The sequence below is a fragment of the Desemzia incerta genome, from assembly GCF_900115825.1.
In the GTDB taxonomy this organism is placed as follows: Bacteria; Bacillota; Bacilli; order Lactobacillales; family Carnobacteriaceae; genus Desemzia; species Desemzia incerta.
On the sequence record NZ_FOXW01000003.1, the window covers coordinates 168,918 to 192,629 of the forward strand.

At 39.1% G+C, this 23,712-nt stretch carries 22 protein-coding genes; 1 reads left to right on the plus strand and 21 read right to left on the minus strand.

Going from position 1 to position 23,712, the window contains the following annotated elements:
• Window positions 1-258: 258 nt before the first annotated feature.
• Together parC and parE are read right to left on the minus strand one after the other, a co-directional pair.
• Window positions 259-2,730, minus strand: a complete 2,472-nt coding sequence (parC, locus tag BM137_RS04995) for a DNA topoisomerase IV subunit A (RefSeq protein ID WP_092480065.1) — start codon at window positions 2,728-2,730, stop codon at window positions 259-261.
• Complete coding sequence (gene parE, locus BM137_RS05000; protein ID WP_092480066.1) at window positions 2,720-4,717, minus strand: DNA topoisomerase IV subunit B; 1,998 nt, start codon at window positions 4,715-4,717, stop codon at window positions 2,720-2,722. Before parE ends, parC begins: the two co-directional genes overlap by 11 nt.
• Window positions 4,718-5,238: 521 nt before the next feature.
• On the opposite strand from parE, the gene plsY reads away from it, so the two are divergent.
• Window positions 5,239-5,841 carry a glycerol-3-phosphate 1-O-acyltransferase PlsY gene (gene plsY / locus BM137_RS05005; protein ID WP_223155976.1) on the plus strand — a complete coding sequence of 201 codons (603 nt, stop codon included), beginning with the start codon at window positions 5,239-5,241 and terminating at the stop codon, window positions 5,839-5,841.
• 194 nt (window positions 5,842-6,035) lie between these two features.
• On the opposite strand, the gene BM137_RS05010 is transcribed toward plsY, so the two are convergent.
• The 19 genes from BM137_RS05010 to BM137_RS05100 form a co-directional block, all read right to left on the minus strand.
• Window positions 6,036-6,914, minus strand: a complete 879-nt coding sequence (locus BM137_RS05010) for an aldose 1-epimerase family protein (RefSeq protein ID WP_092480067.1) — start codon at window positions 6,912-6,914, stop codon at window positions 6,036-6,038.
• 108 nt (window positions 6,915-7,022) lie between these two features.
• Window positions 7,023-7,826: a GTP-sensing pleiotropic transcriptional regulator CodY gene (codY, locus tag BM137_RS05015; RefSeq protein WP_092480068.1), complete on the minus strand. Its 804-nt coding sequence runs from the start codon at window positions 7,824-7,826 to the stop codon at window positions 7,023-7,025.
• Between the two features lie 18 nt (window positions 7,827-7,844).
• Window positions 7,845-9,266 carry an ATP-dependent protease ATPase subunit HslU gene (hslU, locus tag BM137_RS05020; RefSeq protein WP_092480069.1) on the minus strand — a complete coding sequence of 474 codons (1,422 nt, stop codon included), beginning with the start codon at window positions 9,264-9,266 and terminating at the stop codon, window positions 7,845-7,847.
• 44 nt (window positions 9,267-9,310) lie between these two features.
• On the minus strand, window positions 9,311-9,850 hold the full coding sequence (gene hslV, locus BM137_RS05025; protein WP_092480070.1) for an ATP-dependent protease subunit HslV: 540 nt from the start codon (window positions 9,848-9,850) through the stop codon (window positions 9,311-9,313).
• A 35-nt stretch (window positions 9,851-9,885) separates the two neighbouring features.
• The gene (xerC, locus tag BM137_RS05030) at window positions 9,886-10,785 is read right to left on the minus strand and encodes a tyrosine recombinase XerC (protein WP_244887653.1); all 900 of its coding nucleotides are present in this window, start codon (window positions 10,783-10,785) and stop codon (window positions 9,886-9,888) included.
• A gap of 115 nt (window positions 10,786-10,900) precedes the next feature.
• The gene (topA, locus tag BM137_RS05035) at window positions 10,901-12,979 is read right to left on the minus strand and encodes a type I DNA topoisomerase (RefSeq protein WP_092480072.1); all 2,079 of its coding nucleotides are present in this window, start codon (window positions 12,977-12,979) and stop codon (window positions 10,901-10,903) included.
• Between the two features lie 255 nt (window positions 12,980-13,234).
• On the minus strand, window positions 13,235-14,107 hold the full coding sequence (gene dprA / locus BM137_RS05040; protein ID WP_244887654.1) for a DNA-processing protein DprA: 873 nt from the start codon (window positions 14,105-14,107) through the stop codon (window positions 13,235-13,237).
• Window positions 14,108-14,257: 150 nt separating this feature from the next.
• Window positions 14,258-15,043 carry a ribonuclease HII gene (locus BM137_RS05045; protein WP_092480073.1) on the minus strand — a complete coding sequence of 262 codons (786 nt, stop codon included), beginning with the start codon at window positions 15,041-15,043 and terminating at the stop codon, window positions 14,258-14,260.
• On the minus strand, window positions 15,036-15,908 hold the full coding sequence (gene ylqF, locus BM137_RS05050) for a ribosome biogenesis GTPase YlqF (RefSeq protein WP_092480074.1): 873 nt from the start codon (window positions 15,906-15,908) through the stop codon (window positions 15,036-15,038). The genes BM137_RS05045 and ylqF overlap by 8 nt, the downstream gene beginning before the upstream one ends.
• A 130-nt stretch (window positions 15,909-16,038) precedes the next feature.
• Entirely contained in the window at window positions 16,039-16,710 is a 672-nt protein-coding gene (gene lepB / locus BM137_RS05055) for a signal peptidase I (protein WP_280521784.1), read from the minus strand.
• Between the two features lie 22 nt (window positions 16,711-16,732).
• Window positions 16,733-17,275 (minus strand): signal peptidase I, encoded by a 543-nt coding sequence (gene lepB, locus BM137_RS05060; RefSeq protein WP_092480076.1) that lies wholly within the window; start codon window positions 17,273-17,275, stop codon window positions 16,733-16,735.
• A 116-nt stretch (window positions 17,276-17,391) separates the two neighbouring features.
• Complete coding sequence (locus BM137_RS05065) at window positions 17,392-18,885, minus strand: S41 family peptidase (protein ID WP_092480077.1); 1,494 nt, start codon at window positions 18,883-18,885, stop codon at window positions 17,392-17,394.
• 78 nt (window positions 18,886-18,963) lie between these two features.
• A complete protein-coding gene (deoD, locus tag BM137_RS05070; protein WP_092480078.1) occupies window positions 18,964-19,677 on the minus strand; it encodes a purine-nucleoside phosphorylase in 714 nt (237 codons plus the stop codon).
• Between the two features lie 21 nt (window positions 19,678-19,698).
• Entirely contained in the window at window positions 19,699-19,920 is a 222-nt protein-coding gene (locus BM137_RS05075) for a YozE family protein (protein ID WP_092480079.1), read from the minus strand.
• Window positions 19,920-20,441, minus strand: a complete 522-nt coding sequence (msrA, locus tag BM137_RS05080) for a peptide-methionine (S)-S-oxide reductase MsrA (protein ID WP_177192499.1) — start codon at window positions 20,439-20,441, stop codon at window positions 19,920-19,922. Before msrA ends, BM137_RS05075 begins: the two co-directional genes overlap by 1 nt.
• A 23-nt stretch (window positions 20,442-20,464) precedes the next feature.
• Window positions 20,465-21,091 (minus strand): YpmS family protein, encoded by a 627-nt coding sequence (locus tag BM137_RS05085; RefSeq protein ID WP_092480081.1) that lies wholly within the window; start codon window positions 21,089-21,091, stop codon window positions 20,465-20,467.
• Window positions 21,092-21,132: 41 nt separating this feature from the next.
• Complete coding sequence (locus BM137_RS05090) at window positions 21,133-21,972, minus strand: GDSL-type esterase/lipase family protein (RefSeq protein WP_092480082.1); 840 nt, start codon at window positions 21,970-21,972, stop codon at window positions 21,133-21,135.
• 215 nt (window positions 21,973-22,187) lie between these two features.
• Window positions 22,188-22,682 carry a dihydrofolate reductase gene (locus tag BM137_RS05095; RefSeq protein ID WP_092480083.1) on the minus strand — a complete coding sequence of 165 codons (495 nt, stop codon included), beginning with the start codon at window positions 22,680-22,682 and terminating at the stop codon, window positions 22,188-22,190.
• Between the two features lie 49 nt (window positions 22,683-22,731).
• Window positions 22,732-23,679 (minus strand): thymidylate synthase, encoded by a 948-nt coding sequence (locus tag BM137_RS05100; protein WP_092480084.1) that lies wholly within the window; start codon window positions 23,677-23,679, stop codon window positions 22,732-22,734.
• Window positions 23,680-23,712: the final 33 nt, after the last annotated feature.

The following is a 23,712-nucleotide window of genomic DNA, read 5'->3' on the forward strand; positions in this document are numbered from 1 at the left end:
AGTATTTCTACAAGCTCATTATATCACATATTAAAAAAATAGAAACTATTATCTGTTGAATTTTTTGAACAAGTTGTTGTATCCGACACGTGATGATTTTGCATTTTTTATTGTTATAACAACTTTTTCATTTTGTGAACACCATCATTATCTGTTTATTTTTAAATAGATACGATTATCACATGAAGTGAGTTTTAGTTATTACAATTGAAAGAAAGCAAAAAAGAACTAAACCAGGTACGGTTTAGTTCTTTTGGTCTATAAGGTGGGTTCTTCCTTGATATGAACGATATTAGACTCTTTGATCGCTTTTGGTTCTCCATCAGCGGTTTGGTCTAAAACAAAGGAACCATTGCTGTATCGATCGCTGGAAGCATAATTCTTCGGTATCACATCAATTACTTTGTCTTTCGTTGTGATGATCGAGTATGACTCATTTTCTTCATGAGTGACTTTTGCCACTAAAGAAACACGATGAGGATTTTTCTTCAATTCTCTAAAGACAATCAATCCACGTTGAGCTCGAGCTAAAGGAGCAAACTCTCTTAAGTCCATTTTCTTGACGGCCCCTCTTTGAGACACGACCAGCGCTTCTACTTTAGGAGCTTCATTGTCGATCAAGAGTCCATTTACTACATAGTCTTCTTCTTTTAAATTGATTGAACGGACACCACTTGCTTTAGCACCTACTACAGGCACTTCACTTAACGCGTAACGTAAGCCAAATCCACGATGAGTCACAAGGAAAACATCTTGCATCAAGGTATTTTCACTCATTTCAACATTTACTAACCGATCCGTTGGTGTTTTCAACTTCATGGCAGACGTCGTTTTCGACTTGTAACTTCTCCAAGGTTTAAAGGCTTCAACCTCGGTTTGTTTGATGAACCCTTCTTTTGATACTAACGTAAAAGTAGGTCCTGCAGAAAATTCTTTGAATCCAAACGCTTTTAGAACTCTCTCTTCCGGTTCTAAACTGATGTATTGAGAAATGTGGTCTCCCATGTCTTTCCATTTCACATCCACCAATTCATGGATTGGACGATAAATGACATTCCCTCTAGTGGTAAAGATCAATAAATGATCCAACGTCGTCAGTTTATCTACAAAAATCGGATAGTCGCCTTCCTTCATTCCGATTTGTTCAGCAGGAGATGCCGTATAAGACCGAAGACTTGAACGTTTGATATAGCCTTCATTCGTGACAACGACAACTACTTCTTCTTCAGAGATCAACACTTCTTTATTGATCTTCAACTCTTCGATTTTTTCTTCCAATTGTGTCAAACGAGGAGTGGCGTATTTCTTTTTGATTTCTTTCAACTCAGCTTTGATGACACGTTTCATTTCTTTTGGAGTACTCAATATTTTTTGGTAACTTTCAATGGCTTTCTTCAATTCGTCAGCTTCTTTTTCCAACGCCGTAACGTCTGTATTCGATAAGCGATACAGTTGCAAAGAGACGATCGATTCTGCTTGGATCTCTGTAAAACCGAATGCATTCATAATGTTTTCTTTGGCATTCTTTTTATCTTTACTCTTACGAATAGTAGCGATTAATTGATCCATAATCGAAACAGCTTTGATCAACCCTACTACAATGTGTTGTCTGTGTTCCGCTTTACGCAGCAAATGACGAGTACGTCTAGTGACGATCTCTTCTTTGTGCTCTAGATACGCTTCCAACATTCGAGCGATACCTACTTGCATCGGACGTTTATTATCGATAGCGACCATATTGAAGTTGTAGTTGACTTGCAATTCGGTATTTTTCAGCAAGTACGTTAAAATACCTTCAGCATTCGCTTCTTTTTTCAGTTCTATAACAATTCTCAAGCCTTCTCTATCTGTTTCATCACGTACTTCTGAGATACCGTCGATTTTTTTGTTCAAACGAATCTCGTCTATTTTACGCACTAAATTGGCTTTATTGACTTCATAAGGAATCTCAGAGACAGCAATCTGCTGTTTTCCGCCGCGCAGTTCTTCAATCTCCGTTTTTGAGCGAACGATGATTTTCCCTCTGCCTGTCTCGTAGGCTTTTCTTATTCCATCGATCCCTTGGATAATTCCGCCTGTCGGAAAATCAGGTGCTTTAAGGTATTGCATCAATTCTTTTGTCGTTGCTGTAGGATGATCGATATAGTATACCGCTGCATCAATAACTTCACTCAAATTGTGAGGAGGGATGTCAGTCGCATACCCGGCAGAGATTCCAGTAGCTCCATTGACCAGCAAGTTAGGGTAACGCGCTGGCAAAACAGTAGGTTCTTCTGCCGTATCATCAAAGTTTAAAATAAAATCAACGGTTTCTTTATCGATGTCTCTAAGCAATTCATCTGAAAAAGAAGACAAACGAGCTTCCGTATACCGCATCGCTGCAGGAGGATCGCCGTCCATGCTCCCGTTATTCCCGTGCATTTCGATTAAAACTTGACGTTGTTTCCAGTCTTGGCTCAAACGAACCATCGCTTCGTATACACTAGAGTCCCCATGAGGATGGTAGTTACCAATAACGTTTCCGACAGTCTTAGCAGATTTTCTAAACCCTTTTTCTGAGGTGTTTCCTTCCACATTCATAGAAAAGAGGATTCGTCTTTGTACAGGTTTTAATCCATCACGTATATCAGGCAGCGCACGCTCTTGAATAATGTATTTGGAGTACCGTCCAAATCGATCTCCCATAACTTCTTCTAAAGTAAGTTCTTGAATATCGTTTCTATTCTCCATCTATGGCACTTCCTTCATCTTCTAATTCATTATCGTTCATAATTTGAGAGTTTTCTAAAATGCTTCCGCCTTCTTCAAGTGAAAACTCTACATGTGATTCGATCCATTTCCGTCTTGGCTCAACTTTATTCCCCATCAAGACAGACACACGTTTTTCAGCTTGGGCCACATCGTCGATGCGGACTCGAATCAAGGTTCTCGTTTCAGGATTCATGGTCGTGTCCCACAATTGATCGGCATTCATCTCTCCTAAACCTTTATAACGTTGCAAGACATAATTTTTACCGAATTTTTTCGTAACATCCACCAATTCATCATCTGTCCAGGCATAAGCGATCTTTTCGTTTTTGCCGAAACCTTTAGACAGTTTATATAAAGGCGGCAATGCCAAGTAGACTTTCCCTGCTTCGATCAATGGCTTCATGTAACGGTAGAAAAACGTCAGCAGCAGTACTTGAATATGAGCTCCATCGGTATCCGCATCTGTCATGATGATGACTTTGTCGTAGTTGCAGTCTTCAATAGTGAATTCTGGTCCGACACCTGCACCAATCGTATAGATCATGGTGTTGATCTCTTCATTTTTCAAGATGTCTTGGATGTTGGCTTTTTCCGTGTTGACGACTTTCCCTCGTAAAGGCAAAATCGCTTGGAATTTACGGTCTCGACCTTGTTTTGCTGAACCGCCGGCTGAATCTCCCTCTACCAAGTACAATTCATTCTTTTTAGCATTTTTCCCTTGAGCAGGTGTTAATTTACCAGATAAAAGGGCATCGTTCTTCTTGCGTTTTTTCCCCGTTCTGGACTCGTCACGGGCTTTACGCGCTGCATCACGAGCTTCTCTTGCTCGAATAGCTTTACGAACCAATTGCTGGCTCAATTCGCCGTTCTCTGTTAAATAGTAATTCATTTGGTCGCTGATAACCGCGTCAATCGCCGAACGAGCTTGAGGAGTACCCAATTTGCTCTTTGTTTGTCCTTCAAACTGCAGCAAGTCTTCTGGTACTCGAATAGAGATAACCGAGGCCAATCCTTCACGGACGTCAGTACCTTCTAAATTCTTGTCTTTCTCTTTCAATAAGCCTACTTTTCGGGCATATTCGTTGAAGGTTTTCGTTAAGGATGTTTTCATTCCCGCTTCATGAGTACCGCCGTCTTTTGTCCGTACATTGTTAACAAAAGACAAAATGTTTTCAGAATAGCCGTCATTGTATTGGAAAGAAAATTCCACTTCGATCCCATTACTTTCACCAGCAAAGTAGGCTACTGGAGTCAAGATGTCTTTGTCTTCATTTAGATAATCAACAAACTCTTTAATTCCTTCTTTATAGTGGAAAATTTCTTCTTTGTCGCTTCGTTCATCGATCAATTCGATCCGGACATCTTTCAATAAGAAGGCCGATTCTCTTAACCGTTCCGATAACACATCATAAGAAAATGTTGTGGTTGAAAAAATTGTCGGGTCGGGTTTGAAGTGAACCATTGTACCATTCTTTTCAGTCGTGTTTTTCTTTTTAGTCAGCTTTCCTTTTGGTTTCCCGCCTTCAACAAATTCTTGAGTGTACTGGATGCCATCGCGGTAAACGGTAACTGACAATTTCTCTGAAAGAGCGTTTACTACACTGGCCCCTACACCGTGAAGACCACCTGAAGTTTTGTATCCGCCTTGTCCGAACTTCCCACCGGCATGCAAAACAGTAAAAATGACTTGGATAGTGGGGATTCCAGATGAATGCATTCCAATTGGCATTCCGCGTCCATTATCTCGAACAGAGATGCTTTCGTCTTTATGCAATGTCACGACGATCTTATCTCCGTACCCGGAAAGCACTTCATCTACAGAGTTGTCTACTATTTCATAAACCAGATGATGCAATCCTCTTGTATCCGTCGAACCAATATACATCCCTGGTCGCTTACGGACAGCTTCCAAACCTTCTAATACTTGGATGGAAGAATCATTGTATTCATAATTATTTTTTGCCATATCTTTCAAAACTCCCTATACCATGCAATTTCTTATCGTATGTTCATACGACTAATGTTGACCTTCATCCACTCATAGACCAAATCATTTTAACACACTTATTGCGATTACAACGTAAAAAATAACAATCGATGCTTTAAAACAGCTGTATTTTCTACGGTCAAGACAAACTTTTGCACAAAATGATTCACTGTTGCATTTCTTTGATTCCTGTATCCAATAGCGGATCATGCAGCTTTTTGCTCCTTAGATCTGAGCAAAAAAGAACATTCAAATCATACCTATTTTATGAATAGTAGTCAATATCTGTTCGAAACCGAATAAGTGTTCGTATTATTATACCAAAAATTTCACCAAAATGGCAGCTTCTATTCAATAAGTCCTTTTTTCAATAGGTTATTCTTCATGCTCTTTCCCTCTTTCTTCCATGAAGCCGTTATTTCTATGATAGTATTTTAAAAAAATAAGTGGTAAAATGGTCGTACGCGACAAATCAAGTTGGTAAGGAGAGAAATGGATCGATGACAACAATACTAATGTTTGTGCTATCGTACCTTCTAGGATCGATTCCCTCAGGTGTATGGATCGGGGAAAAAATATACAATATTGACATTCGACAACATGGTAGCGGAAACATGGGAACCACAAACACATTTCGTGTATTAGGTGTAAAAGCCGGAATAGCTGTTTTAGCGGCTGATTTGCTCAAAGGGACTTTGGGTGCCAGCTTGCCTTACTTTTTTGATTCAAATTTAAGCCCGATGGTCGTTGGGCTTGCGGCAGTCTTAGGACATACTTATCCGTTATTTGCGCAATTTAAAGGTGGGAAAGCTGTTGCTACGAGTGCAGGAGTAGTTCTAGCTTACAATCCGCCGTTTTTTATCTATTGTATCTTAGTATTTGGTATTCTGTTATACTTTACACGCATGGTCAGCTTAAGCAGTATGACAGCTCTAGTACTGATTACGATTTCTTCATTGTTTATCAATGATTGGATCTTAACGGCCATCGCTTTTGTATTGACGATTTTTATTACTTATCGTCACCGAGAAAACATTGTTCGGATCAAAAATGGTACAGAAAGTAAAATTCCTTTTGGCTTTCGTTACAAAAAGGAACAGTAACCTTGATGCAACATACGCAATAGAATAGGTACCAAAATGAAGAAATAACCGTCCTAAATAAATTGGACGGTTATTTTTTTCTTTAGAAACCTTCTGCCTGTCGAATGTAGGAAAGACGTTCTAAAAAATCAATAAAAGACGGAGCACCTTTAGCCAACAAGGTGTTCCGTCTTTATGTATACTGAATCGTTTTATCAAGTCAATTGGATCGTATAACTCGTAGTAAAGGTTTCTTTACCAGGCAATGAACGACTCCCTAATTTATCTTCTAAATCACCTGAGGCATCCACTGTATCGGCGATTCCATGCCAAGGTTCGATACACACAAACGGGGCTTCTTTTCCAGGTACAGACCAGATTCCGACATATGGATAGTTTTCAAACATCACAGAGACAGAACGCTCTGTTTTGTCGGAGAGAATACTAAATGTATTTTTCTCTTTCACTTCAAACACCAAAGCATCGTTCTCAAACAACTCTCTGCTTAATCTAAGCGTTGTATTGGTTTGAGCTAGAGTTGTTTGTGCAGGATCGGCAAATGGTCCGCTCAAAGGAATTTGTTTGCGCGATTTTCTAGGTAAGAAACTAAGGTAATAGTCTTCAAATGCGGTATCTTCTGTTAATGGAACATTAAATCCTGGATGTCCTCCGATAGAGAAATAAAGTACTTCTGATTCATTGGTGTTTTGGACGGCATATTCTACAGACACTTTGTCCTCCATTACTGTATAGGTAATACAAAGGGAGAAATCAAACGGATACGCTTTTTTTGTTTCTTCATTAGCTTTAAATTGCAATGTAACGCGGTTTTCAGTTTCTTCAAGGACAGTAAAAACGGCATCTCTGGCAAACCCATGTTGATTCATCGTATACGATTGACCTTTATACGTGTATTGATTGTCTTTCAATCGACCTACAATAGGAAACAATACGGGAGCTTTTCGATTCCAATAAGTTGGATCTCCTTGCCAAAGGTATTCCGCACCCGTATCCGTTTTTTGGATACTTTGAAGCTCAGCTCCTTTTGTTGAAACGACTACTGTTAATTGATTGCTTTTTAGGATGATGGACATAGTTTTTCACCTCATAAGATAATTGGTTTTCGATAGAACAATTTTAATATAAGAAAATAGCCTCCACTACAGAGGCTTTTTCTATGGGATAAAAGTTCAAGAATCGAATCAGACGATTTCTTTCTCCAACATTTGGAGCAGTTTTTCGTTTTTGATTCGAATGTATGTCCCTTTCATACCTAAAGACCGAGATTCAATGATCCCGCCAGATTCTAATTTTCTTAACGCATTAACGATCACAGAACGGGTAACACCAACTTCGTCTGCGATGTTTGCAGCCGTTACTCGCCCTTCTAATCCGTCTAATTGCTCAAATATAGCCTTTATAACCTTGTATTCGCTATAAGACAGGGTATTTAAAGCTAATTGGACTGTAGCATCGTCACGAGCCTCTTTTTCGATTCCTTGCTTTTTGATATTCAAGACTTCGATGCCTACGATGATTGCCGCATGCTCCCCAAGAATCAAATCGCTGTTTCCGAATTCAGGTGTTTCTCGAGCCAAGATCAATGTGCCTAATCGTTCGCCGCCAACAAAAATCGGAATGATCGTCGTTAATCCCGAAGTCACTATTTCCCGCGACTCAATCGGGAACACAGTATAGTCGCTCTCAATCCCTATATTCGACGTTGTGCGTGTAATCTCCAACATACTATTTGCGTAATTCGCCGGAAATTGTTTTTCGATCAACATTTGTTTTACGCGATCATTGTTGATGGCATGTTTTTCAAAAAAGCCCAACAATTTACCTTTTTCATCAATCAAATAGGTATTCGCTTCTAATATATTGCCCAAATTTTTGGTCAAATTTGTAAAAGGCAGCTGATCATCTGCACTTTCTGAATCCACGATTCCTCCAACGGTTTGAAGGATGCGATTCATTTTACGCATTTTTTCTAATAATTCTTCCATCTTTCATTCACCACCAAGTTACAGGATATAACGGCTCAAATCTTTGTCCGCCACGATATGTTGGAGTTTGTCATCGATATATTTTTCTGTGATCGTGATTTCTCCCATTTGCATATCTGGAGCCTCAAATAATAAGTCTTCCAATACTTTTTCCAAAATCGTATGCAATCTGCGGGCTCCGATATTGTCTGTCTCTGCATTTACTTGGTAAGCGATGTCTGCCATTCTTTCAATCGATTCGAAAGTGAATGTTACTGTAATATTTTCTGTTTTCAGCAATTCACGGTATTGTTTGATCAAAGCATTGTTTGGTTCCGTTAAAATTTTGACGAAATCTTCTTTGGTTAAATCGTCCAACTCTACACGAATCGGGAAGCGTCCTTGCAGTTCGGGAATCAAATCGCTTGGTCTGGCAACGTGGAAAGCTCCTGAAGCAATAAACAGAACGTGATCTGTATTCACAGTACCGTACTTCGTATTGACAGATGACCCTTCAACGATCGGCAAGATATCTCTTTGAACACCTTCTCTTGAAACTTGTCCATCATTTTTCCCTTTAGAGGTGATTTTGTCGATTTCATCAATAAAAATGATCCCTGAGTTTTCTGCCAATTTGACTGCTTCTGCATTGATGTCTTCAGCGTTAACCAATTTTTCAGATTCTTCTTGGATGAAAATATCGATTGCTTCTTTAACCGTTACTTTTCTCTCTACTTTTTTCTTAGGAGACAAAGCACCAAAAGTATCAGATAAATCGATCCCCATTTGTTCCAAACCAGCATTCATTGGTGAATTCATCGGTTTCTTTTGTTCGTCTACTTTGATGGTCACTTCACGGGTATCTAATAAACCGTCGCGAATTTGCTGTTGGATCTTCGTCCGATTAGTAGAGATCTCAGGTGTGACTTCTTCAGATTCTTCTTCAGGATTTAGATCATTCGGATTGATGCCCATATTTTGGAACATAGCTCCAAAGGGATTGTTGTTCATGTTATCTTGGCGTTGTTCTTTTTTGATTCCTGGTACCAAGATTTTAGAAATGCGTTCAATAGCTCTTTTCTCTGCTTGCACATATACATTCGAGTATTGTTGTTTTTTGACGATTTGGATAGACGATTCTACTAAATCGCGGACCATAGATTCAACATCACGGCCGATGTATCCAACCTCTGTAAATTTAGTCGCTTCGACTTTGACAAAAGGAGCTTTTACAATAGAAGCTAAACGTCTGGCGATTTCCGTTTTACCGACACCAGTAGCTCCGATCATTAAAATGTTTTTTGGAGTGATTTCTTGCTGCATGTCTTCATTCAAATGTAAACGACGGTAACGGTTGCGCAAAGCAACAGCTACTGATTTTTTCGCATTGTGCTGACCGACAATGTATTTGTCCAACTCAGTCACGACTTGTCTAGGTGTAATATTATCTAATTGATTCATTGATCTTCACGTCCTTGTTTCATATTATCCAACTGTTTTGGTTTTTACAGCTCTTCAACGATGATGTTATGGTTGGTAAACACGCAAATGTCTGCAGCTGTTTCAAGAGCTTCTCGTGCAATCTCAACAGCAGAAAGATCTGCTCCATGTTTCTTCAAAGCTCTTCCTGCGGCCAAAGCGAAATTTCCGCCTGATCCGATAGCCAGTATGCCATCATCAGGTTGAATCACTTCGCCATTTCCTGAAACCAGCAGCATTTCATCTTTATTCATCACAATCAATAACGCTTCTAATTTTTGCAATGTTCTGTCTGTGCGCCATTCTTGTGCCAGCTCAACAGCTGCACGCGTCAGGTTTCCTTTATATTCATTTAACTTGCTTTCAAATTTCTCTTCCAAAGTGAACGCGTCTGCTACACTGCCGGCGAAACCCGTAACCACTTCATCGTTGTATAAGCGTCTTACTTTGCGAGCTGTTCCTTTCATGATGACTTGCTCGCCCATTGTGACTTGACCGTCACCAGCCATAGCACTTTTTCCGTTATGTTGGATCGCAAATATAGTTGTAGAATGAAACTCTGTCATGTTAAATTCCTCCATTTACTTTAACCAAGAGGTTCTTACGCTCTTGGATGAAATTGACGATAATTTTTTTGTAGTTTTTCTTTGGTCACATGAGCATAAATTTGAGTAGATGATAAACTCGAATGTCCTAACAATTCTTGAACCGTACGCATGTCTGCACCGTTGTTCAATAAGTGAGTTGCAAATGTGTGACGAAGCATGTGTGGGTGTATATCTGAAGTAAGACTGCTTTTTTTGATGACTTGGTTCAGCACGTATTCGATCCCTGTTGAAGTGATCCCATCTCCGTGGTGGTTCACAAATAAAACAGAATGTCCTTTTTGATATTTTTTCATTAATGGGTCACGCGCTTTTTTGATGTATTGTTGAATAGCAACTGCAGCGTAATGACCAAATGGAACATATCGTTCTTTGTTTCCTTTTCCACGAATCAATAAGACATTCAATTCAAAATCAATGTCTTTCATCTCAATCCCTGCACATTCACTGACTCGAATTCCAGTGCCGTACAACACTTCTAAAATCGCTTCGTTTCTATAATCTAATGGGTTTTCTCCTTTGACTACTTGGAATAAAACGTCCATCTCTTTTTCGTAAAAAAAACGAGGCAACCGTAAATTCTTCTTTTTTAAATGCACATAGGAAAAAGGATTATCTTCCGCTAGGTTATTTCGCAGTAAAAATTGATAAAAAGCACGTAAACTGGATATTTTTCGTGAAACACTATTTCGGCTTAATTTATTTTCGTTTAATTCGCCTAAGTAAATCCTGACATCTTGGATCGTCACTTTACTAAAGTCCGAATCTCCTGTCTGTTGCAAGAAAACATTGAATTGCTCAATATCTTCTTGATAGGCTTTCTTAGTGAGGACGGAATAATCACGCTCTGAAATCAAATAATTTAAGAAAAGCTCAATCAACTTTTGATTGCTCAAAAAAATCCCTCCACTCGTATGACAAAGTAACTTTATCATACCAGAAAAGGGATTACAATCGATTGAGGATTCTTTAAACGAAACTTAATAGCAGATTTTATCCTCATTTATCCAATTATTTTTGAAGTTCTTCTTTATAATCACAGTTGCTGCAAATGACTTGTTTGCCCTTAGCGACTTTCTTTTCTTCTAAGTGATGCTCACACTTAGGACAGTTTCGGCCAACTGGTTTATTCCAAGAGATGAACTCGCAGTCTGGGTAACGGTCGCAGCCATAGAAAATACGGTTTTTCTTCGATTTTCTTTCGATGACGTTTCCTTTATTACACGTTGGACAAGTCACTCCAATATCTTTAACGATAGCTTTCGTATTTCGACATTCAGGGAAATTACTGCATGCATAGAATTTTCCATATCGACCCATTTTGATCACCATCGGATGACCACAAACTTCACAGTCAAAACCAGCCGGTTCATCTTTGATTTGAATTTTTTCCATTTGTTCTTCTGCTACTTCAACTGTTTTTTTAAACGGTTTGTAGAATTGGTCAATAACGTTTTTCCATTCTTCTTCTCCAATTTCCACTTGGTCCAGATTTTTTTCCATTTCTGCAGTGAAGTGGACGTCTACAATTTGAGGGAAGAATTCTGCGATCATGCCATTGACGATAGTTCCTAATTCAGTAGGTTCAAATCGTTTAGCAGCTAACTTAACGTAATATCTTCTTTGGATCGTATCCAATGTGGGCGCATAAGTTGAAGGACGACCTACACCGTTTTCTTCCAGCGTTTTGATCAACGTAGCTTCTGAGAAACGAGCGGGTGGTTGAGTAAAATGTTGTTTTGGCTCGATATCCACTGTTGTAGCTATTTCCCCTTCTTCTAAAGGCGGTAAAACATTATCTTTTTCTGCTTTTCCGCTATCCGTTGATTCGATATAGACTTTTTGATATCCAGGGAACTTCATTTTTTGACCATTAGCTCTAAACAGAACATCATTGCGTTCCAAGTCTACTGTCATCGTATCAAAAATAGCCGGTTTCATTTGGCTCGCTACAAAGCGAGACCAGATCAAGTTGTATAATTTGTATTGGTCTTTTGAGAGATATTTTTGAATCTCTTCAGGAGTTCTCATAACACTAGAAGGTCGAATAGCCTCATGTGCGTCTTGAGAACTTTCCGCTTTTTTCCCTACACGTGCTTTTGAATTCGTATACTCATCACCATAAGTCTTTTGAATGAACTCATGCACTTCATTTTTAGCGGTATCTGAAATACGAGTAGAATCTGTACGCATGTAAGTGATCAATCCGACAGCTCCACCGCGTCCTAGAGAAATTCCTTCATATAGTTGTTGAGCGATCATCATCGTTTTACGTGTTTTGAAATTGATTTTACGCGCAGCATCTTGTTGCATGCTGCTGGTAGTAAATGGAAGGGATGGGTTACGTTTTCGTTCTTTTTTCACTACTTTAGTGATTTCAAATTCATCGCCATCCATTTGTTTGATGATTTTTTGAGCATCTTTGGAATCAGACAATTTAGTCTTTTTACCATTCACTCCATAAAAGGCTGCTTTAAATTTCTTTGTTCCTTTTTTGAAGTTACCATCGATCGTCCAATACTCTTCAGGTTCAAACTGATTGATTTCCTCTTCACGGTCGCAAATCAATTTCAAGGCTACTGATTGAACTCTTCCCGCACTTAAACCCTTTTTGATTTTTTTCCATAAAATAGGACTGATCGTATATCCAACTAAACGGTCTAGTACACGTCTAGCTTGTTGAGAGTCTACTAAATCCATATTGATGGAGCGCGGTTCTTTAAAAGCACCTTTTACAGCGTCTTTTGTGATCTCATTAAAGACAACACGATTTTTATCTTCTATATCTAAGCCTAATAAATGGCATAAATGCCATGCAATAGCTTCTCCTTCTCTATCCGGATCGGCTGCGAGATAGACTTTATCAGCTTTTTTTGCAAATTTTTTCAATTCTTTGATCAAAGGGCCTTTTCCTCTGATAGAAATGTATTCGGGTTCATAGTTGTTTTCGGTATCAATTGCCATACGACTTTTAGGAAGATCTCTGATATGACCTAAACTTGCCACCACTTTGTAATTTTTTCCTAAATACTTTTCAATTGTTTTTGCTTTAGCAGGCGACTCAACGATCACCAAATATTTATAGGCCAAATAAAAACTCCTCTCATTTGAACAGTTTGTTTATACTTATCTAATCGATTAATAATAGCTAACTGAAATCGTAAATCATCTTATGCTATTCACTAGTCGTTTGTCAACTATTCAAATGAAAGACTTTCAACTAAACAGGAAAATATCCTTATTTCAAAAGTCTATTTAAAAAGGGTCTAAAGTCAATCTGCACCAACGTTTCTTCCCTTATTCTCTCCTCTCTTGTTAAACCCATTATAAAATATAAAAGTTTTTTTATTTCAAGTAGTTTTCGACCAGCATTTCTCCACTCAATACACATGTCGCTCCTTGAACGATCAAGTCGTTTGTCCCACCGCTGAATGGACTCGTAATATTTCCCGGAACGGCAAAAACTTCCCGCCCTTCTTTCAATGCGATATTAGCCGTAATCAAACTGCCGCTGCGGTATTTAGCCTCTATCACCAAAGTCCCTAAACTGATTCCAGCAATGATCCGATTCCTCATCGGGAAATGGTGTCTAAGCGGTTTAGTGCCCGCTGGGTATTCAGACAACAGCAAATGTTCTTTTGCAATTACTTCTTGTAAGACTTTATTTTCATAAGGATAGCATTGATCCAATCCGCAGCCGATAACCGCTACGGTCTTTCCGGAATGCTTGATCGTCAATTGATGAGTCAATGTGTCGACCCCTTTAGCTAATCCGCTGACTAATACAAAATCATTGCCGATAAGCCTTGGAACAAAAGCTTCCAAAACTTCTGCAGCATATCGGCTGTGTGCTCTTGAACCAACAACAGACAATAAATTCTCTTTTAACAAATCAATATTTCCTTTATAGAATAACAATGATGGCGGGTCATAAATGTGTCTCAGATAATGTGGAAAAGAAGCATCAAAAAAAGACACCCACTGAATTCCCAACTTCTTGTAGTCTTCTATGATTTGCTCTAAATCTATAGCAGCATAACTAGCGTAAAACAATGCTTTTTGCTTTTCTTTCATCCCAACTCTGTCAGCGAGTTCTGCTAACGTCACATTAGGTTCTTCCATTAAAATGACGCCCATCATAATGCGTTGAGTCGCATCAAGTCCTTTGCACAATGAAAAATGCAGCATGACTTGATTTATATTATCTATTTCCAACATGCTCTTTCACACTCCTTTACCTAAAAGATACGTAAACAAAGAGGAAGTACGTGAAAGATAAAAAAAACCAAAAAAACACCCATAAAAAGGTTTAAAAACCTCAGTTTATGGGTGTTTAACTTGTTTATATTTGCAATAATGGAATATACCTTAGTTGAGTAAGGCTTCTCTCACTGGAGCAAAACTTCTGCGGTGAATAGGAGTAACCCCTAAGTCTTCTAAGGCAGTCAGGTGTTCTTTTGTGCCGTATCCCGCATTGTTTGGAAAACCGTATCCCGGATACATAACATCATATTCTTCCATCATTCGGTCACGAGTGACTTTAGCAATGATACTAGCAGCGGCGATCGAGACACTTTTGGCGTCTCCTTTAATGATGCTTTCTTGAGAGATCGGTAGTGGCAACGTCATAGCATCTACCAGCAAGTGATCAGGCTGAATCGGCATCTGTTCGATCGCTTCCAGCATAGCTAATTTTGAGGCTTCATAAATATTGACTTGATCAATAACTGCAGCGTCTTTGATGCCAACTCCAACAGCCAATGCTTTTTCTTGGATGATATCAAATAACTCATTTCGTTTAGCTAATGAAAGTTGTTTCGAGTCATTGATACCTACGATATTGAAATCTTCCGGAAAAATAACAGCCGCAGAAACAACAGGACCAGCCAATGGTCCACGGCCTACTTCATCTACTCCGGCAATAAACTCTTTACCATGAGCCCATGCTCGTCTTTCGTACGCCAGCATTTCCTGGAGTTTTTCTTGTGCCAATTGCTGTTTTTCTGCTTTTTTGTCCCAGCTTCTTACAGCCGCAATAACGCCTTTACGCGCGTCTAAGCGAAATTCCTTTAAGCGTTCATCATGAGGATCAACAATCGTTTGCAAAATGTTTTTAACTTCCGTTATACTCAGCGGCTTTTGTGCATCAGTCATTCTCGCTATCTCCTTCAGACAGACTGACCGGCACTACGTCTAAGGTGAAAGGACTTATTTTACCGCTGCGGATCTCATGTAAGACCATTTCAGCTGCTCGTTCGTAATCGTCTCTAAAGTTTCTTTTTTCACTGATCAGCATCAATAATTCAGCATCACTCAAGTTCAAGTCTTCGTTGTCTAAATTGTATCTCTTAGCCAATGCATCTGGATGATTTTCTTTCAAAAAGTTTAATCCATATAGTACAATGTCGTCTATATTCAGTAAGGTATCTTTGATAGCTCCTGTCAATGCTAATTTTTTTCCAATGGCAGGATCTTCGAATTTTGGCCATAGAATACCTGGTGTGTCTAATAATTCGATTTCCTTTCCTAATTTCAACCATTGCTGTGCTTTAGTAACACCTGGCTTGTTTCCAGTCTTAGCAATATTTTTCTTCACTAGTCGGTTGATCAGTGTAGATTTTCCTACGTTTGGAATACCAATGCTCATTGCACGAATCGGACGCGGCTTCATTCCTTTTTCAGCCATACGATCAAATTTAGGCTTCATTAACTCTTGAGCTTTTGCGGTGATTTCTTTCATTCCTTTTCCTTCTTGAGCTACGATAGGAATAGCCGGAATACCTTGTTTTGCGTAATAACTGATCCACTGTTGAGTTGCTCGTCTGTCCGCCAGATCGCTTTTGTTTAAAATCAATATACGCGGTTTGTGTTGAATGATCTCATCCAACACAGGGTTTCGACTAGATTCTGGAAGTCGTGCATCAACCAATTCAAAAACAACATCTACCAATTTCAATTTTTCTGCTACTTGTCTCTTTGCTTTTGCCATATGACCTGGATACCATTGTATTGTCGCCATAAGTCTCACGTCCTTTATTTCTTTTTTATTCCAAAAATAAAAACTAATCACAACTTGACCTCAAAGCGCTAGGTCAAAGTTTCTTGATTAGTCTTATCCTATTGTGTATTCACCTTGTTTTGTTTCCTGATTACTCGTTAGCTTGATTGACGTCTCCAAAATCTTTCAACGGCCAGATTCTCAAATCCGTCGTTCCAGTAATGTGACTGTCTTTTACGAACCCAAAATAGCGGCTGTCTTTTGAATTGATCCGGTTATCTCCCATCAAGAAATAGTGCCCTTCCGGAACAACATCTTGACCTGTTAGAATAGCCAGATTAAAATCTTCCGTAAATTGATCTGTCTCGTCAATTGTGAAATATTCGCTGTTTAAATACTCTTCAGGGACTTCTTCTCCATTGACATACAACCGATCGTCTCTCATTTCCACCATGTCTCCAGGAACACCGATGACTCGTTTGATGTATTGTTTGCCAGGCTCGTCGGGAGCGTCAAAAACCACAATGTCAAACCGGTCGATATCCGCTACCTTGTTTAAGATCAACCGATCATTGTCATGCAACGTCGGCACCATAGAATCTCCTTCAACACTTACCGGAGCAAACAGAAAATGTCTCACTAGTAAAAAGATGGCTAAAGCCACTACCACATATAACAGCGTGCTGATAAATTCTCTTACTTTACTCACAGGTTCTTTATCAGGTGTCTTAGACCCTTTCTTTTTCTGGGAAGGGTATTTAGTTTTTCTTGGTTCAAACGATGAATTCTCTTGCTTATTAGTTGAGTCATGATTGTTTTGCACTTCTATCTCCTACCTTCATCATTTAATTGACCACAGATATTCTTGGTAATGGATAGTATACCATAATGGCTTCTCCTACGATCATCTCTGCAGGAATAGGCCCGTAATATCGGCTGTCATGGCTAAGCCGTCGATTATCGCCTAAAACAAAATAATGGCCTTCTGGAATCACGGCTTCTCCGGTCAAACTTTCTAGAGTAAAATTAGAAGTCCAAACTCCGCCTGCTTTTTCGACATAATCATTGTTCAAAAAAGACTCCTTTACTGGTTGGTCATTCACAAATAATTGATCATTTTCATACCGAATACTCTCACCAGGAAGACCGATCACACGTTTGACAAATGTCCGATTGACATCATCTCGAAAAACAATGACATCAAACCGTTCGATTTGATGGATCGTTCCCACGATGATTTGATCGTTTTGTTGAAACGTTGGAAACATCGATGATCCTTCAATAGCAACAGGAAGAAAAAGAAAGCTTTTCATAATGGCTACTGCCACAGAGGCAAATAAAGCTGCTTTCAGCCAACCTTTCAAATTTTCCTTCCAATATTTTTTCATCTTATTCCCGCTCCAAACTTCATTTATCTTTATCATACTAAAAATTTGCTGAAATAACTATGTTTTTGTTGGTTTCCAGAAAAAAAAGAAGACACTGGGTCTTCTTTTTTCATTAATTATTGTTTAAGGTATTCAACTGCTTCCTCGTATTGTGTATCATTTGCATCGATCAGTTCGCGCAACTCCGTAATTAACGCCAATGCGGTATCTCCAGTGACAACGCCATTCACTTCTAGATCTTGATCCGCTTGAAACTCTTCTACTGCTTTAGTAGTGTCCTCATCAAAGTAACCGTCAGCAGAACCAACTTCATATTCTAAAGCTTCGATCACTTTTTCTAAGTTCTCCACTTCCGCTGAAGTGTCACCTTGTTGGTAAGTTTCTGATGAATTGATCATCAACAAGTAGGCATAGTCAGGCAGCTCAACAACAACATCCGGTTCTAATCCTTTATCGTGGACCCAGTTGCCTTCAGGCGTCAACCATTTCCCAATCGTTAGTTTCAGTTCGCTTTCATCTGCATAAGGAATAACAGACTGGACAGTCCCTTTACCAAATGTTTTTGATCCGATGATCGGCAATTCAGCTGATTCTTGCAAGGCCCCTGCTAAAATCTCAGAGGCACTGGCACTTCCTTCATCAACCAATAAAACAGAAGGCTCTGTGATTTGGAATTCGCCATAGGAAGCATCATCAGCTACTACAGGCACAGGTTCTTGATTCCGTTCTTCTGTCTGCAGAATCACTTCTCCATCTTCTAAGAACATATTTGAAATAGTGATAGCGCCATCTAATAGACCACCTGGGTTTTGTCGAACATCAAAGACAAATGATTTCGCTCCTTGCGATCTCAAGTCTTCAACAGCCGCTACTAATTCCTCATAAGTTGGTGTCGAAAAGCTGGTAATACTTACATATCCTATCGTAGGGTCTTCTTTATCAAGATTGTAAATAACCGTCTCTACAGGAATCGTATCTCTTGTGATGGTTACTTCAAAAGTACTATCTCCTCTTTGGATCGTCAGTACGACTTGTGTGCCTTTTTCTCCACGAATGTAAGAAACGGCTTCGTTTAACGACAGACCATTCAATTCTTGATCATCCACTTTGAGAATAATATCATTTGGCAACAATCCTGCTTTTTCAGCCGGAGAGCCGGCGATAGGAGAAACAATCATGATATTATCGCCTTGTTTTTGAACTTCTGCTCCAATACCTTCAAACGAAGCATCAATACTTTCATTCAAATTAGCTGAATCGGATAAGTCCAAGTATTCGGTATAAGGATCTCCGACAGCTTCTGTCATGCCTGAAAGGGCGCCCTCCATCAAAGCCTCACCATCAACTTCTTCATAATAAGTCGTCATCAATGTATTATAAACCGATTCAAATTTAGTGTAATCAATTCCGCTGCTGCTGATTGCAGCAGATTCAGATTGACTGGAAGCTGCTGAGCTGGAAGATTCTGCAGTTGGAACATCCGGTCCAGCAGCATGTGTCGCCAACAGTGTCATGCCAACGGATAGCAATGCTACTACCACTAAAGAAGCGCCGAAAGCTGCAGGATGAACACGTTTTAACTTTTTCTTGTTTTGATCGTCATTTTTCATGAAGTGCTCCTTTCTGATCACCATAAGTTGGCAAGTTGTTTACTTGATAAAAAGTGTATCACTTTTCTTTCTCTAAGACTATTTTTTAACTTTCAAAGCTGCATCTAATGCGATAACGATCATGTCATTGAAAGTAGTTTGGCGTTCTTGAGCAGATGTTTCTTCACCAGTTATCAAATGGTCACTGATCGTTAAAATAGCCAATGCTTTACGATTGTATTTAGCAGCCAATGTATAAAGACCCGCAGCTTCCATTTCAACGGCCATTACCCCATAATCAGCCAATTTTTTCTTGTCCAGTTCTTCGTTGTAGAAGCGGTCCGCTGACAATACATTTCCTACACGCATATTTAAGCCTTTTTCGATCCCTGAATCATACGCTGCTTTCAATAAGTCAAAGTCAGCAATAGGGGCAAAATGTACTTGTCCGTTAAAGGTATTGGCTACTGCACTTGAATCAGTTGTAGCTGCTTGAGCAATCACAACGTCACGTACTTTGATGTCTTCCTTCATTCCGCCGGCAGTTCCTACACGAATCAAGTTTTGAACATTGTATTGTGTGATCAATTCTTCTGCATAAATCATGATTGAAGGCAACCCCATGCCGGTTCCTTGAACAGAGATGCGTTCCCCTTTATAGGTGCCTGTATAACCAAACATATTTCTGACAGAATTGTATTGTTCTACATCTTCTAAAAACGTTTCTGCGATATATTTTGCACGTAATGGGTCTCCAGGTAATAAAATCGTTTCTGCAATTTGTCCTTCTTTAGCCTCAATATGTACACTCATGTCTAATTCCTCCAATAATTTTTATTTTTTTGTTGATTGGTATCTTTCCCATGCGTCATCAAAAATAGTCATCGAATCTAAATAGGTGCCATACATTTCTAAATAATGGCTGATTTCATGATAATCTTTTGATTGTTTTGGAAAATCAGTGTCTCGAAAAGCAGCGTTGGCAAAAACTGTTATCGGGTCTTTCATGTTGCCATCTCTTTCGGTCATTAAATAATGGTAAAACGATCTAGTCATCAAATTTGCCCCATTTTTTGTTTATTTGTATACTCTTTTCGTTCTTCCTTTTCTTGCTGGTAGCGCTCTGGATTTTTACGGTAAAACTCTTGGTGCTCTTCTTCGGCTTCGTAGAATGGACAACTATCTTCTATAGTAGTGACGATCGGTTTAGTGTATTTGCCGCTTGCCGCTAACATTTCTTTAGAAGCCGTTGCAACTGCACGTTGTTCTTCATTTTCTACAAAAATCACCGGTCGATAACTGCTGCCGCGATCCATAAATTGCCCCATTGCATCTGTCGGATCAGTTTGGTTCCAGTAAATTTCGACCAATTCTCCATAAGAGATCACTTTAGGGTCAAAAGTAATCTTTACGGCTTCTGTGTGACCGGTCAATTGTGTTTTTACTTCTTCGTAAGTTGGATCAACTGTGTGGCCTCCTGTATATCCAGAGACAACAGACTTGATTCCTGGTTGTTGATCAAAAGGAGAGACCATACACCAAAAGCATCCCCCTGCAAAAACAGCTGTTTCAAACATCTTCATTTCCTCTTTTCTTTATATTATTCATTTGTAGAAGCAGGCACGTGTACGTTGACTAAAATGTCATTTTCCACCAAATCGATTCGTTCAGCAGAGAAAAACATCCCGCTTTCCAGTTGAAATTCATTTAAATTAAAAGTGATCGTTTCATTCTCTCCATTGATCACTACCCAATCCGGAATAGATAATTGACTGCCTATTTGGTTCATCGCAAATGAAATCGGCAAATTCAATCGGCCTAATGATAATTCGTTTGCTTTCAACTGGATATTGCCATTTTCAGTCACATAAGGATCCATGAATAAATTGAAGGGCACTTCAAACCCAAACAATTGAAAACTTCCCGCTAACTGGAACGTTTCATCCAGAAGAACTTCATAGTTCACGTTACTTCCCGCAACTTCTTCTTCAATATATTGATTCATCAATTGTGTGACTTCTTCTTTTCGTGCGGACACACTAAATGTCATCACATCTGAAGTATCAACTGCCGTTTCATTGACGATTTCTTGACTAGCCGGTTGAACTTGTAGCTGTTGGACCAGCCAAATGCCCGTACCCAACAAAACGGCTGCTAACGTTAAAAAAGCCCACTTCCAATAATTGATTGGAGCTTTAGTTTGTTTCTTTGCTCGTTTCTCTTCCATAGGCTCTCCTTTTTAGCTGCATTATATCAATTCTTGCTTCATTAATCCAAAAGGTCTTCATATTTTTTCATTTCATTGAACAAGATGCCAGCCATTTTACTATAGCCTGCATCGTTTGGATGAAATAAATCATCTTCGTATAAATAAGGATTCTCAATCACTTGAGTATTTTCCGGCGATGATTGCGCAGCTTTGACGTCTGTCAAATTGCTTTCAACAACAAAAGCTTCATCGATCGGCACATAATGTGTATTGTCGTATTGCTGAGCGAGGGAACTCGTTTTTTTATTCCATTCATCAAGAATCACTTGCATCTCTTCAATCTCTGAAAAGTAAAGTGCATAAGGATTATACACGCCAAACAAATAAATCTCTGTATCGGGATTCCATTGTTGAACCATCTCGATCATTTTTTTGACATTTTTTTCATACATGTTTAAAGGTTCCTTAAAACTCTCCAATTGGACATTCAGCAATTCATTTTTAAAGGTCTTGATGATGTCATTTCCTCCAACCGTAAAAACCACCATATCCGCTTCTTTTACAGCTGCTTCAATTTCAGGATCGGTTTCCATACGGGATAGGATTTGGTCGCTGCGTTTGCCGCTTACACCAAAATTATGGGTAATAACTTCAGATACAGGCTTTGTTTCTTCCATCAGCTCAGCTACTCTTGGAACGTATCCTCCACTGCCTAAACTATCTCCAACACCTTCTGTTAAAGAATCTCCAATAGCGACTAATTCAACTTTCTGGGGAGTTTCTTTTGCCTGTTCTTCTTTTTCCGGCTGATTCAGTACGGTATTTAAGACAAACACTACCAGTAAACTCACTAATACGAGAAACAGCAAACTAGTCAGTAATGAACGTATCGTTTTCATGATAATGACACTTGCTTCCTTTCTTTTCTCTTCAAATGATATTCAAAAATAACTTTCTTCAACCAGCTTTTTTCCCAGCTGGTTGAATCCCACCCATTTTACCATCTTTTCTCACAAAAAATAAGTTCTAGACCCATATATCTCAAAAATTTATAAAAAAATAAAACATGCTTGAACTTTACCCCTATAAAGCAGTAAAGTTCAGTGCTGTTTCGTTAACGAGTTTTCCGTTTGTACAATTCAAAACGATGAGGATACTTATTTTTTTCATCTAATTCGCCTGCTTCAGATCGAACTAAAGTCCATTCATCCCAGTTCATGGGAACCATATAAGTATCTCCTTCAAATTCCTGCTCAATAACGGTCCGATGCAACATATCTACATCGTCTAAGAAATGTTGGAATACTCCTGAACCGCCAATGATCATAGTATCTTTTTCATATCCTTCGGCAAATTTCAATACTTCTTCTCGGCTGTGCATGACTTCGACACCTTCAGCATGGTAATCTTTATCAGTTGTCAAAATAATATTGATTCGATTCGGAAGAGGCTTTTTGCCCATCCCTTCAAAAGTTTTCCGTCCCATGACTACTGCTTGCCCAATGGTAGCCTGTTTAAAATACTTCAGATCATTTGGTAAATACCAAGGTAATGTCCCATTTTTTCCGATCAACCCTTTTTGGTCTTCTGCCCATAAAAATGCTATCATCTGTTATTCCCCCTGCTTTTTCTTCCTATCTGTCTCCAATTGAGCTGTCCTAAACAGCTATTGGAGCTTTGATTCTTGGATGCGGATGGTAATCGCTGATTTCAATATCTTCCATCTCAAAATCAAAGATACTTTTTTTGTCTGTATTTAATTTAAGTGTTGGAAAAGCACGAGGTTCTCTAGCTAATTGCTCTTTCATCTGCTCAATATGGTTCACATACAAATGAGCATCTCCAAAAGTATGGACAAACTCTCCAACTTCCAGTCCCGTTTCATGAGCAATCAAATGAGTCAGTAAAGCATAGCTGGCAATATTGAAAGGAACACCTAAAAAGACATCTGCACTGCGTTGGTACAATTGACAATTCAATTTCCCTTCTGCAACGTAGAATTGAAATAGCGTATGACACGGCGGCAACGCCATGTTAGGCACATCTTCCGGATTCCATGCAGAGACGATCAATCTTCTAGAATCAGGAGTTTTTTGGATCATTTCAATCACATCTTTTAGCTGATCAATGGTTTCTCCTTGAGAGGTCTTCCAATTTCTCCACTGAGATCCGTACACATTCCCTAATTCTCCATATTGTGCTGCAAATGCTTCATCCTGCAATATCTGATCCGTAAACTTTGCCATTTCAACTTGATAACGCTCATTAAATTCTTCATCGACCAAAGCTCGTCTACCGAAATCTGTCATGTCTGGCCCTTTATACTCGGCACTTTTTACGTAACGTTCAAACGCCCATTCATCCCAAATATGGTTGTTTTGCTCCAACAAGTAACGAATGTTTGTATCACCTTTGATGAACCAAAGCAGTTCGCTTTTGATCAATCGAAATGGAATTCTTTTTGTCGTCAACAAAGGAAATCCTTTTTGCAAGTCAAAACGCATCTGGTGACCAAATATGCTTTTGGTTCCTGTACCTGTGCGATCCCCTTTATTGACACCTTCTTCAAGTATTGTTTTCCCTAACGCTAAATAAGCTTCTTCCACTTAATATCCCTCCACATTTTCAGCCTAAAAAAT